This is a genomic window from Kribbella sp. NPDC048915 (assembly GCF_040649595.1).
Taxonomy (GTDB): domain Bacteria; phylum Actinomycetota; class Actinomycetes; order Propionibacteriales; family Kribbellaceae; genus Kribbella.
This window is the reverse complement of record NZ_JBEZFT010000036.1, coordinates 32,800-45,912: the sequence shown is the minus strand read 5'-3', so window position 1 is coordinate 45,912 and position 13,113 is coordinate 32,800. Positions and strand designations below refer to the sequence as shown.

Below are 13,113 nucleotides of genomic sequence, written 5' to 3'. Positions count from 1 at the left end.
TAGTAGTGTCCGACCAGGAATGACGACCGCCGGGAGGCGTCAATGTTCGAGCGCATCGGGGACCTGCCGCTGCACGTGTTGGTGATCCACCTGACCGTGGTCCTGCTGCCTGTGGCCGCGCTGACCGCCATCGTGTTCGCGCTGGTACCGCGCTGGCGCCGGCTGTTGCGCTGGCCCGCGCTCGTGCTCGGCGTCGGTTCGCTGGTGATGGCGTTCGTCGCGAAGGAGAGCGGCGAGGCGTTCGTCGCGGCGGTGCCGACGCTGGCGAAGGCCGTCGAGCTGCACGAGCAGCGCGGCAACCTGCTGTTCTGGTACTGCCTGATCTTCGCGGTCGTCGCCGTGGCTGCCTTCCTGCTGCTGCGCGAACGCGGACCGGCGGGCGAGGCGCGGACCAGCCGCCCGCTCGAGCTGTTGACGCAGGCCGCGGTCGTGGTGATCGCCGTACTGGTGATCTGGCAGACCGTTCGCACCGGCGACGCCGGCGCCCGGGCGGTGTGGGAGGGTCAGCTGCCGGCCAAGTAGTCCGCGGCGCGACCCTCGCGGGAGGCGAGCAGCCGCCGGAACGACGCCACCCGCGCCGGATCCGCGCGGTGCTCCGCGACGGCCTCGTCCAGCGCGCAGTCGATCGCGTCGATCGCGTGTGTACACCCGCGCGGACAGTCCGCGGCAAGTTCCTCGAGATCCGGGAACGCGTGGATCAGGGTCTCGGGCTCCACATGGGCCAGGCCGAACGAGCGGATCCCGGGGGTGTCGATCAGCCAGCCGCCGTCCGGCAGTTGCAGTACGACGGTGTTCGTCGAGGTATGCCGTCCGCGCCCGGTGACCTCGTTGACGACACCGATGGCGCGATCGGCACCGGGGACGAGCGCGTTGACCAGCGTGGACTTGCCCACACCGGAGTGCCCGACAAGCACGCTGGTGCGGTCGTGGAGCTGTTCGCGCAGCTCGGTCAGGTCGCCGCCGTGGTGCGTGGCGACCGACTCGACGCCGAGCGGGCGGTAGATCGACAGCAACGGCTCCGGATCGCCGAGGTCGGTCTTGGTGAGGCAGAGCAGCGGCCGCATCCCGGCCTCGTACGCGGCGACCAGGAACCGGTCGATGAGCCCGGTCCGCGGCTCCGGATGGGCAACCGCGGCAACGATCACGAGCTGGTCGGCGTTCGCGACCAGCGGGCGTTCGACCGGGTCGTCGTCATCGGCCGAGCGTCTCAGCAGCGTGGTGCGGGGGAGGACCTCGACGATCCGGGCCAGGGTGCCCTGCTCGCCGCTCGCGTCGCCGTCGAGTTTCACCCGGTCGCCGACGATGACTCCTTTCCGGCCGAGCTGGCGGGCCTTCATCGCAGTCACCCGGCGGTCCTCGACCCAGCACGTGTAGCGGCCGCGGTCGCGGGTGATGACGAAGCCTTCGACGGCGTCGTCGTACGAGGGGCGATCCTTGGTCCGTGGCCGGGTGCGGCGCTTGGGCCGGTCGAAACGGGCCTCCTCGTCGTACCGCGACATCAGCCGGCGAGCTCCGACCACAGCTGGGGGAACTCGGGCAAGGTCTTCGCCGTCGTCTCGATGTTCTCGATCCGCAGGTCGTCGACGAGCAGGCCGAGGACGGCGGCGGAGTGCGCCATCCGGTGGTCGGCGTAGGTGTGGAACAGGCCGCCGTGCAAGGGCTTCGGGCGGATCGCCAGCCCGTCGTCGAGCTGCCTGACGTCCCCGCCGAGCGCGTTGAACTCGGTCTCGAGCCCAGCCAACCGGTCGGTCTCGTGGTTGCGCAGGTGCGCGATGCCCCGCAGGTACGACGGTCCGTCGGCGAACGCGGCCACCGCGAGGATCACCGGCGTCAGCTCGCCGACCTCGCTCAGGTCGAGGTCGCAGCCCTGCACCCGGCCGGTGCCGCGCACGGTCAGACCGTCCGCGGTGCGGGTGACCTCGGCGCCGAAGCGAGTGAAGATGTCGCCGAGCTGTCCGCCCGGCTGGGTGGTCTCCGCGGGCCAGCCGGTCACCGTGACCGAGCCGCCGGTGATGACGGCCGCGGCCAGGAACGGCGCCGCGTTGGACAGGTCCGGCTCGATCGCGGTGTCCAGCGCGCGAATGGGGCCGGGGGCAACCACCCAGCGGTTCGGCTCGGAGTCGTCGACCTGGACGCCGCGCTCGCGCAGCATCGCCACCGACATGTCCAGGTGCGGCTGCGAAGGCACCGGCTTGCCGTCGTGGCGGATGTCGACGCCCTCGTCGTACCGGGCGCCGGCCAGCAGCAGCGCCGACACGAACTGACTCGACCCGGAAGCGTCCAGCGTCACCTTGCCGCCGCGGACCGATCCGGTGCCGGAGACGGTGTAGGGCATCCGGCCGGTGCCGCCGTCGTCGATCTGGACGCCGAGCGTGCGCAGGGCGTCGAGGATGACGCTCATCGGGCGTTCCCGCGCGTATGGGTCGCCGTCGAAGGCGATCTCGCCGTCGGCCAGCGCAGCGATCGGTGGGACGAACCGCATGACGGTGCCGGCCAGACCGCAGTCGACGCTCGCCGGGCCTTTGAGCGAACCCGGGGTGACGGTCACGGTCGAACCGCTCTCGGTGATCGTGACGCCGAGCGAGACCAGCGCCGACCGCATCAGCGCGGTGTCGCGGGCCGCGAGCAGACCGGTCAGGTGCGACGGTCCGTCGGCGATGGCTGCCAGAACGAGTGCGCGGTTGCTGATCGACTTCGATCCGGGCACCGTGACCGTACCGCTCACCGCTCCGCCGGCCTTCGGTGCCGCCCAACCCTGCTCGCTCATCCCACTCCTCAGCTCAGTGTGTTTCTGCCCTGAGCCTAGGCCATCGGGATCAGCCGATGTGCAGTTCAGCCTTCGCGAGGCGGGCGGCCTGCTTGGTCTCGCGGGCCAGCTGCTTCGCCTCGCGCCTCGCAGCCTTGGCTCCGCGCTTGGTCTCCCGCTTCGCGGCCCGGGCACCGTGCGTGGCCCGCCAGGCGACGCCCGGCTTGCCCTCGGTGTCCACCGCGGCGAGCAGCAGCCCGCCCAGCAGCCCCAGGTTCTTCATGAACTGGATCCGCTGCGCCTGCCGGGTCTCCTTGTCCTTCACCTGCCAGAACGGGTGCCCGGCGACGGTCACCGGCACGAGCGTGGCCGCCAGCACGCTCGCACCCAGCCGCCGGCCCTTGCCGGTCGCCAGCGCCAGGCCGCCGACCACCTGTACGACGCCGTTCAGCCGGACCAGGTTGACCGTGGTCTCGGGGATCCGGTCGCTGACCTGCGGGGGCGCGACCTGCTTCACCATCGGAACCAACCGGTCCGTCACCGGCTGCGCCTTGGGCACGAGCGGCTCCGGGTTGCGGATCGAGTTCGCACCTTGGACAACGAAAATCATGGACAGCAACGGCCTGGCCAGTGCGCGCACGACAGTCATGCCTCCTTCATACACCACGTTCCGTAGATCCCCCGGTACCCACGACCCACCCGCTGACGCAAGCAGTACCACCCTGACGCAGCCGGCCGGCCCGTCACAGCGTGTGGGTGGTCCCGGCGGGGTGTGGACGGTCGCCCGGGGGCGCCGGGCGGACTAGATGGGGCAGCCGTCGGGGCCGCAGGTGGGGTCGTCGGTGTTCGTGGCGCCCGGGGCGGTGATCAGGGTGACCGGCTTGTGGTCGGCGTTCGCGCGGCGCAGGGCCTCCGCGAAGACCTCGACGGGCTGCGCGCCGCTGACGCCGTACTTCTCGTCGATGACGAAGAACGGTACGCCGTTCGCGCCGTACGCCAGCGCCTGCGCCTGGTCGGCCGCGACCTGCTCGGCGTACTGGGTACCGGCGAGCACCTCTCGCACACGGGCCTCCGGCAGACCGGCTTCTGTGGCCAGCTCGGTCAGCGTGGTGTGGTCGCCGACCGGGAGGCCGTCGGTGAAGTAGGCCTTGAGCAGGCGCTCCTTGAGGCGGCCCTGGGTGTCCGCGGGAACCTCCCCGGCCTCGGCGAGCTCACGGGCCAGGTGGAGGAGGCGGTGTGCGTCGCCGGTGTTGACCGGCTTCGCCTGGTCGAGGTGGTACTCGAGGCCGACCTCGGCCGCCACCTCGGTGACGTGTGCGTTCGCCTGCAGACCCCATTCGCGCCCGCGACCGTATTTCTCGCCCAGCCGGGTCGCCAGGTCCCGCGGGTCGTCGTTCGTCGAGGACGGGTCGAGCTGGAAGCTGTGCCAGACGATCTCGGCGGTGTCGCCGCTGTCGGCGAGGGCCTGTTCGAGCCGGCGCTTGCCGATGTAGCACCACGGGCAGACGACGTCGGACCACACATCAATGCGCATAACGGTCGCCAACTGACGATTACTTGCAGCTATTCCCAACTAGGCACCGGTGTGACGCGTCTGACGGTCCATGGACCCGGAAATGGACGAGGACTTCGTACGCAGCCTGCTGAAGGAGCACCACCCGGACCTGGCCGAGCTGCCGTTGAAGGAGGTCGTCGGCGGCTGGGGCAACCAGATGTGGCGGCTGGGTGACGACCTGGCGCTCCGGATTCCCCGCAGCAACCAGTGGCACGAACCGCTCCGCAAGGAGCACACGTGGCTGCCGCACCTTGCCACGCAGCTCCCGCTGCCGATCCCTGTCCCGGTCCACCTCGTCGAGCCGTCGGACCGCTTCCCGCGGACCTGGCTGGTCACCACTTGGGTGCACGGGGTTCCCGGGGAGCACACGCCGATCAGCGATCCGGCGGCAGCCGACGTACTGGCGGGCTTCCTGCGGGCGCTGCACACCGAAGCGCCGGCCGATGTGCCGGCGAGCGACCGGTCGACGCTGCCGTCCGCACCGGGTTTCGAGCAGGTGCAGGAGTACGTCGGCCGCGGCGACGAGATCAAGGCGGTGTGGGAGGACGCGCTGGCGGCGCCGGCGTGGGACGGGGTGCCGGTGTGGCTGCACGGTGACCTGCACCCGGCCAACGTGGTGGTTGCCGACGGCACGCTCGCCGGAGTGGTCGACTTCGAGGAGATCGGTGCCGGTGACCCGGCGAACGATGTGGCGTCGGCCTGGATCCTGCTGCCGGCCCCGGAGCGCTTCCTGGACGCATACGGCGCGGACGAGGCCACGGTGCGGCGGGCGCGCGGGTGGGCCGTGTCGCGCGCACTGTTCCTGATCGCGATGGGGATCAACGGCGAACGGGGCATTCCGGGCGGCAAGACGCACTGGGGCCCGATCGGCCGTGCCGCCCTGGACCGGGTGCTGCGACCGCTCTGACGCGTCACCCCACGAGGACGCCGAGACGCGTCCTGACAGGTGCTCTGACAGGCCTCCTGACAGGTGCTCTGGCAGGTGCTCTGACAGGCGTGCCGGTGCCGTGTCAGTGCGGCGGCGGTTCGGTGTCAGCGCGGACCTGGAGGTTGGTGTCAACAACAACCGGTCCAGCGCATCAGGAAGGCACCACCATGCCCGAGTTCACCACCACCCAGTTCACTACCACCCAGGCGATCAACGCCGTACTGAACATCCCCGCCGGCCGCGTCCAGTTCGTCGCCACCGACCGCGCCGACACAGTCGTCGAGGTCCTGCCGGCGAACGCCGCCAAGAGCCGTGACGTCAAGGCCGCGGACGAGGCCCAGGTCAGCTACGCCGACGGCGTCCTGCGCGTTGAGGTCGTCGCGAGGAACCAGTACTTCGGTCCGTCCGGCGCCGTCGCGGTCACCGTCCAGTTCCCGACCGGTTCGCGGGCCGAGGTGCGGTCGGCGAGTGTCGAACTGCGCGCCACCGGCCGCCTCGGCGACGTGATCGTCGAGAGCGCCCAGGGCCCGATCGAGCTCGCGGACGTCACGAGCGCCCGGATCACATCGTCCGCGAGTGACGTCACGGTCGGCCGCCTGAACGGTCCCGCGGAGATCCGGACCAGCAAGGGCGACATCCGCATCACCGAGGCTGTCCGCGGCGACCTCGTCCTGCGTACCGACGTCGGCGACGTGGAGGTCGTCGCCGCCCCCGGCGTCTCCGGAACGCTCGACGCCGGCACCTCCACCGGCCGGATCGACAACGCGCTCAAGAACAGCGTGGGCGCCGCCGCCGAACTCACCGTCCACGCCACTACCGCCGTCGGCGACATCGTCGCCCGCAGCCTCTGACCCCGCAGCCTCTGACCTCGCAGATCGGCCGGGCCGCGCGACGCGGTCCGGCCGATGTGGTGGCTGATCAGGTGTTGGGTCAGCGCGCGGCCTGCTCGATCACGCGGGTGACGGTGTCGGGCTGGGACAGCGCGACCAGGTGGGACGCTCCCTTGGCCACGGTGATCTTGGCGTGGGCGCGCTCGGCCATGTACTGCTCCAGGGCCGGGGCGATCGCGTGGTCGCCGGTCACCACGACGGCGTACTTCGGCAGAGCGGCCGGGGCGGTGGCGGGGATCTTCTCGTCGAAGACCGGCGCGACAACCGGACGCTCTGAGGCGGCCGGCACGGAGGGCAGGTGCGAGCGACGCGAGCGGACTGAGGTTGTCGGTCTGGTGTGCGGCCGCACTGGCGACCAGGAAGCCCTGCCGCTCAGCTTGCTCGACCGCCGCCGCGAGGAGAGCGGACTTGCCGATCCCGGGCTCCCCGCTGACCACTGCCAGCGACGGCTCCCCGGCGGCGGCCGCACGCAGCGCGCGGAGAAGCGTGCCGAGCTCCTCCGACCGTCCACGTATCGGCAGCATGATCGAGTTGTATCAACCGCAGCGACGGACAGCGAGCAGCGCGTAGGTGCGGGCTGCGTGCAGGACGTCGGCGAGTACGACGTGTTCGTCGGCGGCATGGGCGTACCGGACGTCGCCGGGGCCGTACTGCAGGGTCGGGATGCCGGCCGCGGCGTACTGGCGCAGATCGGAGCCGTACGGTGCGCCCTTGATCTCGAGGGACAGCCCGTCCGCGTCGCCGGCGGCCTGAAGGGTGTCGTTCAGCAATGGGTCGCCCTCGGGCAACAAACCTGACGCGAACACCCCGCCCGGCCACGTGACTGTTACCGGGTGATCGCGGAGCCAGTCGTCCTTCGCGCACGCTTCGGCGACGGCCTCCTCGAAGGCCTTCCGCGCGTCGGCGACAGCCTCGCCGAGACGGACGCCGTACCGGCCTTCGGCGACCAGGTGGTCCGGGACGGTGCTCGCCCAGTCGCCCGCCGCGATCGTGCCGACCGACAGCGGGTTGGCGAGGTCGAGGTGCGCGAGCAGCGGATGTGGGTCGCGGTTGCGTTCGCGTTCGAGCTCCTGCAGCGCGGTCTGGATCGCGGTGAACTTCTCGATCGCGCTGACCCCGCGGCTGCGGGTCGAGCCGTGCGTGGCCAGCCCAGGTACCTCGAGCCGGAAGGTCAAGGAGCCGGCGTTGGCCGGGATGACGGCGTGGGCGGTCGGCTCCGCGATCACGCAGGCCTCGCCGCGATGCCCACGGCGCAGCGTCGCGAACGCACCGACGCCGCCGTCCTCCTCGCCGATCACGGTGTGGACGGCGAGCGGCTTGCGCAAGCTGATGCCCGCACCGACGATCGCGGCCACCGCACCGAGGATCGCCGCGACGCCGCCCTTCATGTCGCAGGTTCCGCGGCCCCACATCACGCCGTCCTCGATGCGGGCGTCGAACGCGTCGCCCGGCACGACGTCGACATGCCCGTTGAGGATCAGTCCCGGTGCCGCGTCGCCGCCCAGGACGCCGACGCACCCCCACGCTTCGGCGCGCTCGACTTCCATCCCCGGGAACTCCGGGTCGGCGGTCAGCTCCGGCAGATCGAGCGGCCAGTGGTCGACGCTCAGTCCCAGCGCCTTCAGCCGGGCCGCGCACCAGGCCTGTACGCCGACCTCGGCCGCGGTCCCGTCCACGCTCGGGATCCGGACCAGCTCCCGCAGCTCGGCGACGATCCGCTCGTTGTCGATGGCCGCCAGGACCGTGCGCTCCACCTCACTCAGCATGTGCACATCATGCATCCAGCAGCTCGACGATCCGTCGGCCGCCGCCGTTCACCAGGTCGACGGCGTACGGCGGCCGCTCGTGGGCGAACTCCGCGACACTCGCGAACGCCGCCGCGGCGCAGATCGCGACCGCGGCGCGGCCGCTCGCCCGCAGCGCCGCCTCGAGGAACACCTCGTCCACGCCCTCGGCCGCCCCGTCGCGGAACGCGGACGCCGCCAGCGACACCAGGTCGTACCCGCGCGTGCCGCTGCCGGCCGCCTCGATGTCGACGATCCCGGTGATCCGCCCGTCCTCCGCGAGCAAGTTGCCCATGTTCAGATCGCCGTGGACGAGATCGTCGCGGGGCAGCGCCTCGTCGCGGTACGGCGCGCACAACTCGCCGTACCGGCGCAGCAGCTCCGAGGACTCGTCGCCGTACGCCCGGACGCGCTCCACACACCGTCCCACCCGTCGAACACGACACCGCAGGCCCAGTCGGACCAGCAGAGCTCGTGATCATCGAGCATCAGGTCGCGCTGCAGCTCGCAGATCTCCACCACCTGCTTCGCGAGCGGCAGGTCGAGCTTGGGTGGGGTGCCGTGGACGAATTCCTGCAGCTGGTACGGCGATCCCGCGGCCGTGGTGCCGACGGCGACCCATGCGGGTGTCGGGTAGCCGACGGCGCGCGCCCGGCGAACGAGCTCGGCCGCTCGCCGGACGCGCGGCGCCCAGTCGGGATTCGCCGTCCACTTCAGCACGACGCCGCCGGTCAGCTCGTACGCCGTGCTCTGCAGGCCACCGGTCAGCTGCCGCACGATCCGGTGATCGATGCCAAGGGCAACGTTGATCTCGGCAACAACCGACGCGGTGGTCTCCATCAGGGCGTCAACCGGTGCAGGTCGCGCGGGAACAGCGTCACCTGGCGGACGTTGTCCGCGCCGGTCAGCCGGGCCACGAACCGCTCCAGCCCGATCGCGAACCCGCCGTGCGGCGGCATCCCGTGCTTGAACGCCTGCAGGTACGAGCTGTATGCCGGGGCGTCCGCGCTCTCACCACGCGCGGCGAGCGCGGCGACGTAGTCGGAGTACCGGTGCAGCCGCTGGCCGCCCGTGACCAGCTCGACCCCGCGGAACAGCAGGTCGAACGAGTTCGACCAGCGTGGGTCCGACGGCTGTGGGTGCGTGTAGAACGGCCGCTTCACCATCGGATAGCCCTCCACGGCGACGAAGTCACTGCCGTGTTCGCGCAGCGCCCACTCACCGATCGCGCGCTCGTCGGCCGGCGCGAGGTCCGGTTCGTCCGGGTTCGCGCCGGCGATTTTCAGTGCCTCGGTGAAGTGCAGCACCGGGACCTCGACCGGGATCTCCGGCAGCGTCACCCCGAGCCGCTCGAGCGCGGCCCCGGCCCGCTCACCGACGGCCGCGAGCATGCCCGCGATCGCCGACCGCAGCATCACCAGCACGTCGCGGTGGTCGGTGACGAACCCGAACTCCGCGTCCAGCGACACGTACTCCGCGAGGTGCCGGACCGTGTCGTGCGGCTCGGCCCGGAACACCGGACCGACCTCGAAGACCCGCTCGAACACGCCGACCATCGTCTGCTTGTAGAACTGCGGCGACTGCGCCAGGTACGCCGGTCCGCCGAAGTAGTCGAGCGTGAACACGTTCGCGCCGGACTCGGTCGCCGTACCGACGATCTTCGGGGTCTGGATCTCCGTGAAGCCCTGCGCGTCCAGGGCGGACCGGAATCCGTGCAGCGCGGCCGCGGCGATCTCCCACCCGGCCCGGACCGCCGGATGCCGCAGCGCGACCGGCGCGTTGTCGAGCACCACCGGCAGCCCGGCACCGACCGCGGGACGCCACAGTTCGATCGGCGGCGTCTCGGCCGGCTCGGTCAGCGGCTCGATCACCGGGTCGACGAGCTCCGCGCCGCCGGGAGCCTGCGGGTTCGCGGCGACCGTCCCGGTCACCTGGACCACGGTCTCCTCACCGAGTTCGTCCAGCTGTGCTTGCGTCTGCTCGGACTTCACCACGATCTGGCTCAGGCCCGACCGGTCGCGCAGGATCAGGAAACTGACCGCGGCGAGCCGTCGTCTTCGATGCACCCAGCCGGCCACCGTGACGGTCTGGCCCACTGCTGAGGGGATCTCATGGCTGAGAATGCGCAAAGCTGTTTCACCTCCAGGTCTGATCTCGAACCCCGGAGGTGTGGGCGAAGGGGAACTCGCGGTGCCACCACACCTTCACCGGACCCGATCTCGAACCTGGTCCGGCCTCTTGCACTGCATCCGCTCGGGAGTGTCTTCGCCACCGCTCCACGGATCGCCTTCACAGCTGCCGGCGACTCTCTCGGCCGTGGGGTACGGCGCTACTCGGTTCCGTCCACGCGAACACCACCAGGATAGAGGACCCGGCAACCGGATTTCCGGCTCCCGGACCCGGGACTGTGCACCCCCGCCCGGGACTGTGGACACCCGCCCGGGACTGTGAACCCCCGCCCGGGACTGTGGACAGGCAATCGCTTGTCCACACCCACCAGAATCGGTTCAAGCTTCCGCTTCAGCCCGCTCGACTCCGGCGCGCCCATACCCCCGACTTTGTGCACCAGGTCCGCACCTGTCTCCCACTTTGTGCACCAGATCCGTACTTTTCGGCCGCGAAAGTACGGATCTGGTGCACAAAGTGCGCGGCTGGCGGCTGGCGCTGGCGGCCGGTTCGTCGGCATGTTCGGCCCGCGACACAGCGGTCGCGAGGGCCGAATCTCTGCTCGTACGCCAACGGAGAACCCGCGCCACGAGCGGCTGACCCGACCTGGAGGCGTCGGCGAACGGTCAGCGCCGGGTCGTCGAGGGCGGGATCTGGACGCTGTCGGTGTCCTCGCGACCGCCGACCCGCACGTGCACCGTCACGGTGTTGCTGCTGCCCGTGCCCGGCAGCCACGCGTTCCACTCCGAGTTGAACGGCTTGCGGTAGTTGGTCGTCGTACAGACCGCGCGACGGATGTCACTGGTCCGCTCACAGGTCCATCCGCTGCCCAGCGACGGCAGCAAGGTCAGGTTCCGGCCCCAGGAGATGTCCAGCGTCACCGTGCGGCCCTGGGCGCCGTTCACCTTGAGGAAGCGGTTGTAGACGAACGGGTTCGGGTCGTCGTGGGGTGTCGGTGTGAGGATCTGCAGCAGCGACTCGTCCTGCCGCAGCGCGGGGAGCACCTCGGAGTCGGTGTCGCTGACCAGGTCCGCCTGCACGGCGACGGTGAACGTGCGGGCGGCCTCCGACGACTTGTCCGGTACGTCGAAGTCCGCCGGCAGCGGAGCGGGCTTGCTCGGGTCGTTCGCCGTACACGTCCGGGTCTTGGCCGAGCACTTCCAGCCGGCCGGATTCGCGGCGATCGGCCACTCGAGCGCGTCGCCGTACGTGAGTTTCAGCGTGACGCTGTCGCGACCGGTGCGCGGGGCAACGGTCAGGATCCGGTGGTGGACGTCCGGGTCGCTGCGGCCGTCGACGATCTTCAGCAGGCTCTCGTCGGTGCTCGGCGTCGCGGCGACGGTCGCCGAGTCGTCGTCGTACAGCCGGCCGGACTTGGCCGAGACGGTGAAGGTACGGTCGGCGGCCGAACCGCCGGTGGGTGCGTCGAACGTGATCACCAGCGGTTTCGGGTTCGCCGGGTCGTTCGCCGTACACGTGCCGGCCGCCTTGGTGCAGACCCAGCCCGGCGGGTTGCCGTTCAGCGGCCACTCGAGCTCGGCGCCGTACTTGAGGCCGATCACCACCGGGTTGGCGTTCCCGGCGGGTGTCTTGATCGTGACGACGAAGCGGACGCCGGACGCGTTCGCCTCCGCCCGAGCGGACCGCGGCGTCACGGCCGGGGTCTCGCGCAGTACGGGGCTGCCGCCGCCTTGCGGGATGCTGATCGTCACCAGGCCCTCGTCGAGCACCGGCGTGGTCGGGGTCGGCTTCGGCGGTGTGGGCGTCGTCGGAGCCGGTGTGGTCGACGTCGGCTGGGTAGGCGTGGTGGTCGGGACCGACGTCGGAGCCGTGGTCGGCTCGGTGGTCGGCTCGGTGGTGGTCGGCGCGGACGTCGGCGGCCGGGTCGGGTTGGAGGCCGGTGGCTGGGTCGGGTTCGACGCCGGCGGCTTCGCGGTCGGTTTGTTCGGCGGGGCGGTCGGCTTCCCGGCCGGCGGCTGGGGCGGCGGTTGGGTGGGCTGCTGGGTCGGGGCCGGCTGCTCGATCGCGGCCGGGGGAGTTTCGTTGCCGGTCAGCGCCATCGCGGCGAGGACGGCGGCGACCGCGACGACGACGGCGGTGCCCGCGCCGACCGCGGTCCGCGTGCTGTTCTCGGAGACCTTCTTCCAGCCGGTGACGAAGAAGCCGACCAGTCCGACCTTCGCGCCCGAGGCAGCGGCCAGGTAGCCGAGGCCCGCCGTACCGAGCAGGGCCGGGGCGAGCAGCGCCGGCAGCGCACTGTTGACCTCGACCAGCTCGAGGTACACCGCGGTGCACTTCGCGCACTCGTCGAGGTGCTCGCGGACGTTGCGGTTCTCGCGCTTGGTCAGGCCGCCGCGGACGTACGCGCCGAGGCGCTCCGTCGTCCAGCGGCACCGGTCGCCGGCGACATCGGCCAGGTGCTGCTGCAGGTACGCCTGCCGCAGGCCCTCGCGGGCCCGGTACGCCAATGCGGACACGCCGTTCGCGGTCAGGCCGAGCAGCGGGGCGATCGCGGCCGGCTTCTCACCCTCGACCTCGGTGTGCCAGAGCACCGCCTGCCAGCGCTCCGGCAGGCTGGCGAACGCCTTGGCCGCGGCGCCGCTCTCGAAGCCGGTCACGGTCGGGTCCTCGAAGGTCTCCGGCTCCCGCTCGTACGACGCGATGTCGTCGGTGGTCTGCACCTTCTTCCCGGCGCGGACCCGGTCGACGTGCACCCGCCGTACGGTCGTCAGCAGGTACGCGCGGAACGAGACGTCCGGTCCGCCGCCGCCGCGCAGCGCGTCCAGCACCTTGGCGAACGCGTCACTGGCCAGGTCGTCGGCGTCGTTGGCCGGGACCAGCTGACGGGCCATCCGCTCGGCGGCGTAGTGGTGGCGCGCATAGAGCTCGCCGTACGCCTCGAGGTCGCCGTTGCGGACCTGCGCGATCAGCTCCGCGTCGCTCGGCACGTCGGGCCGCTCGTCCGGCGTCTCCATTCCATCTCCCCGTGAGCTCTGGCGACCACTGGCCGACCTTCGGTCAACGCTGTGAACCCTTGTCGAACA

At 71.2% G+C, this 13,113-nt stretch carries 13 protein-coding genes and 1 pseudogene; 3 read left to right on the top strand and 11 right to left on the bottom strand.

Translation table 11 applies throughout. From position 1 onward, the window contains the following. Positions 1–42 precede the first annotated feature (42 nt). Entirely contained in the window at positions 43–522 is a 480-nt protein-coding gene (locus AB0B82_RS19710) for a DUF2231 domain-containing protein (protein WP_360170058.1), read from the top strand. On the opposite strand, the gene rsgA is transcribed toward AB0B82_RS19710, so the two are convergent. From rsgA to AB0B82_RS19690, 4 genes are all read right to left on the bottom strand, one after another. After that, positions 504–1,499, bottom strand: a complete 996-nt coding sequence (gene rsgA, locus AB0B82_RS19705) for a ribosome small subunit-dependent GTPase A (RefSeq protein ID WP_360170055.1) — start codon at positions 1,497–1,499, stop codon at positions 504–506. The two genes, AB0B82_RS19710 and rsgA, sit on opposite strands and share 19 nt — an antisense overlap. Beyond that, positions 1,499–2,767, bottom strand: a complete 1,269-nt coding sequence (gene aroA / locus AB0B82_RS19700; protein WP_360170052.1) for a 3-phosphoshikimate 1-carboxyvinyltransferase — start codon at positions 2,765–2,767, stop codon at positions 1,499–1,501. Before aroA ends, rsgA begins: the two co-directional genes overlap by 1 nt. Before the next feature lie 49 nt (positions 2,768–2,816). After that, positions 2,817–3,395, bottom strand: a complete 579-nt coding sequence (locus AB0B82_RS19695) for a DoxX family protein (protein WP_360170049.1) — start codon at positions 3,393–3,395, stop codon at positions 2,817–2,819. A gap of 153 nt (positions 3,396–3,548) precedes the next feature. Next, on the bottom strand, positions 3,549–4,280 hold the full coding sequence (locus tag AB0B82_RS19690; RefSeq protein ID WP_360170046.1) for a DsbA family oxidoreductase: 732 nt from the start codon (positions 4,278–4,280) through the stop codon (positions 3,549–3,551). Between the two features lie 82 nt (positions 4,281–4,362). Here AB0B82_RS19690 and AB0B82_RS19685 point away from each other — a divergent pair, with 82 nt between their 5' ends. Next, complete coding sequence (locus tag AB0B82_RS19685) at positions 4,363–5,208, top strand: aminoglycoside phosphotransferase family protein (RefSeq protein ID WP_360170043.1); 846 nt, start codon at positions 4,363–4,365, stop codon at positions 5,206–5,208. A 188-nt stretch (positions 5,209–5,396) separates the two neighbouring features. After that, positions 5,397–6,080 (top strand): DUF4097 family beta strand repeat-containing protein, encoded by a 684-nt coding sequence (locus tag AB0B82_RS19680; protein ID WP_360170040.1) that lies wholly within the window; start codon positions 5,397–5,399, stop codon positions 6,078–6,080. Positions 6,081–6,159: 79 nt separating this feature from the next. Here AB0B82_RS19680 and AB0B82_RS19675 read toward each other — a convergent pair whose 3' ends face one another. From AB0B82_RS19675 to AB0B82_RS19645, 7 genes and pseudogenes are all read right to left on the bottom strand, one after another. Then, positions 6,160–6,408 (bottom strand): alpha/beta fold hydrolase, encoded by a 249-nt coding sequence (locus AB0B82_RS19675; protein WP_360170037.1) that lies wholly within the window; start codon positions 6,406–6,408, stop codon positions 6,160–6,162. Beyond that, positions 6,344–6,643 (bottom strand): annotated as a pseudogene (locus AB0B82_RS19670) (ATP-binding protein); the annotation flags it as partial. The pseudogene AB0B82_RS19670 and the gene AB0B82_RS19675, both read right to left, overlap by 65 nt. Before the next feature lie 12 nt (positions 6,644–6,655). Continuing rightward, positions 6,656–7,885, bottom strand: a complete 1,230-nt coding sequence (locus AB0B82_RS19665; RefSeq protein WP_360170034.1) for a M20/M25/M40 family metallo-hydrolase — start codon at positions 7,883–7,885, stop codon at positions 6,656–6,658. Between the two features lie 7 nt (positions 7,886–7,892). Continuing rightward, positions 7,893–8,198, bottom strand: coding sequence for a phosphotransferase (locus AB0B82_RS19660; RefSeq protein ID WP_360170031.1), 306 nt, complete (start codon positions 8,196–8,198; stop codon positions 7,893–7,895). 2 nt (positions 8,199–8,200) lie between these two features. Beyond that, complete coding sequence (locus tag AB0B82_RS19655) at positions 8,201–8,743, bottom strand: hypothetical protein (RefSeq protein WP_360170028.1); 543 nt, start codon at positions 8,741–8,743, stop codon at positions 8,201–8,203. Beyond that, complete coding sequence (gene aspS, locus AB0B82_RS19650) at positions 8,743–10,032, bottom strand: aspartate--tRNA(Asn) ligase (protein ID WP_360170025.1); 1,290 nt, start codon at positions 10,030–10,032, stop codon at positions 8,743–8,745. The genes AB0B82_RS19655 and aspS overlap by 1 nt, the downstream gene beginning before the upstream one ends. 663 nt (positions 10,033–10,695) lie before the next feature. After that, positions 10,696–13,044, bottom strand: a complete 2,349-nt coding sequence (locus AB0B82_RS19645) for a sigma-70 family RNA polymerase sigma factor (RefSeq protein WP_360170022.1) — start codon at positions 13,042–13,044, stop codon at positions 10,696–10,698. Positions 13,045–13,113: the final 69 nt, after the last annotated feature.

Coding starts and splice junctions, on each gene's coding strand:
- AB0B82_RS19710 (WP_360170058.1), top strand. CDS start 43: ATGTTCGAGCGCATCGGGGACCTGCCGCTGCACGTGTTGGTGATCCAC.
- AB0B82_RS19695 (WP_360170049.1), bottom strand. CDS start 3,395: ATGACTGTCGTGCGCGCACTGGCCAGGCCGTTGCTGTCCATGATTTTC.
- AB0B82_RS19690 (WP_360170046.1), bottom strand. CDS start 4,280: ATGCGCATTGATGTGTGGTCCGACGTCGTCTGCCCGTGGTGCTACATC.
- AB0B82_RS19655 (WP_360170028.1), bottom strand. CDS start 8,743: ATGGAGACCACCGCGTCGGTTGTTGCCGAGATCAACGTTGCCCTTGGC.
- AB0B82_RS19680 (WP_360170040.1), top strand. CDS start 5,397: ATGCCCGAGTTCACCACCACCCAGTTCACTACCACCCAGGCGATCAAC.
- rsgA (WP_360170055.1), bottom strand. CDS start 1,499: ATGTCGCGGTACGACGAGGAGGCCCGTTTCGACCGGCCCAAGCGCCGC.
- AB0B82_RS19645 (WP_360170022.1), bottom strand. CDS start 13,044: ATGGAGACGCCGGACGAGCGGCCCGACGTGCCGAGCGACGCGGAGCTG.
- AB0B82_RS19685 (WP_360170043.1), top strand. CDS start 4,363: ATGGACGAGGACTTCGTACGCAGCCTGCTGAAGGAGCACCACCCGGAC.
- AB0B82_RS19665 (WP_360170034.1), bottom strand. CDS start 7,885: ATGCTGAGTGAGGTGGAGCGCACGGTCCTGGCGGCCATCGACAACGAG.
- aroA (WP_360170052.1), bottom strand. CDS start 2,767: ATGAGCGAGCAGGGTTGGGCGGCACCGAAGGCCGGCGGAGCGGTGAGC.
- AB0B82_RS19660 (WP_360170031.1), bottom strand. CDS start 8,198: ATGGGCAACTTGCTCGCGGAGGACGGGCGGATCACCGGGATCGTCGAC.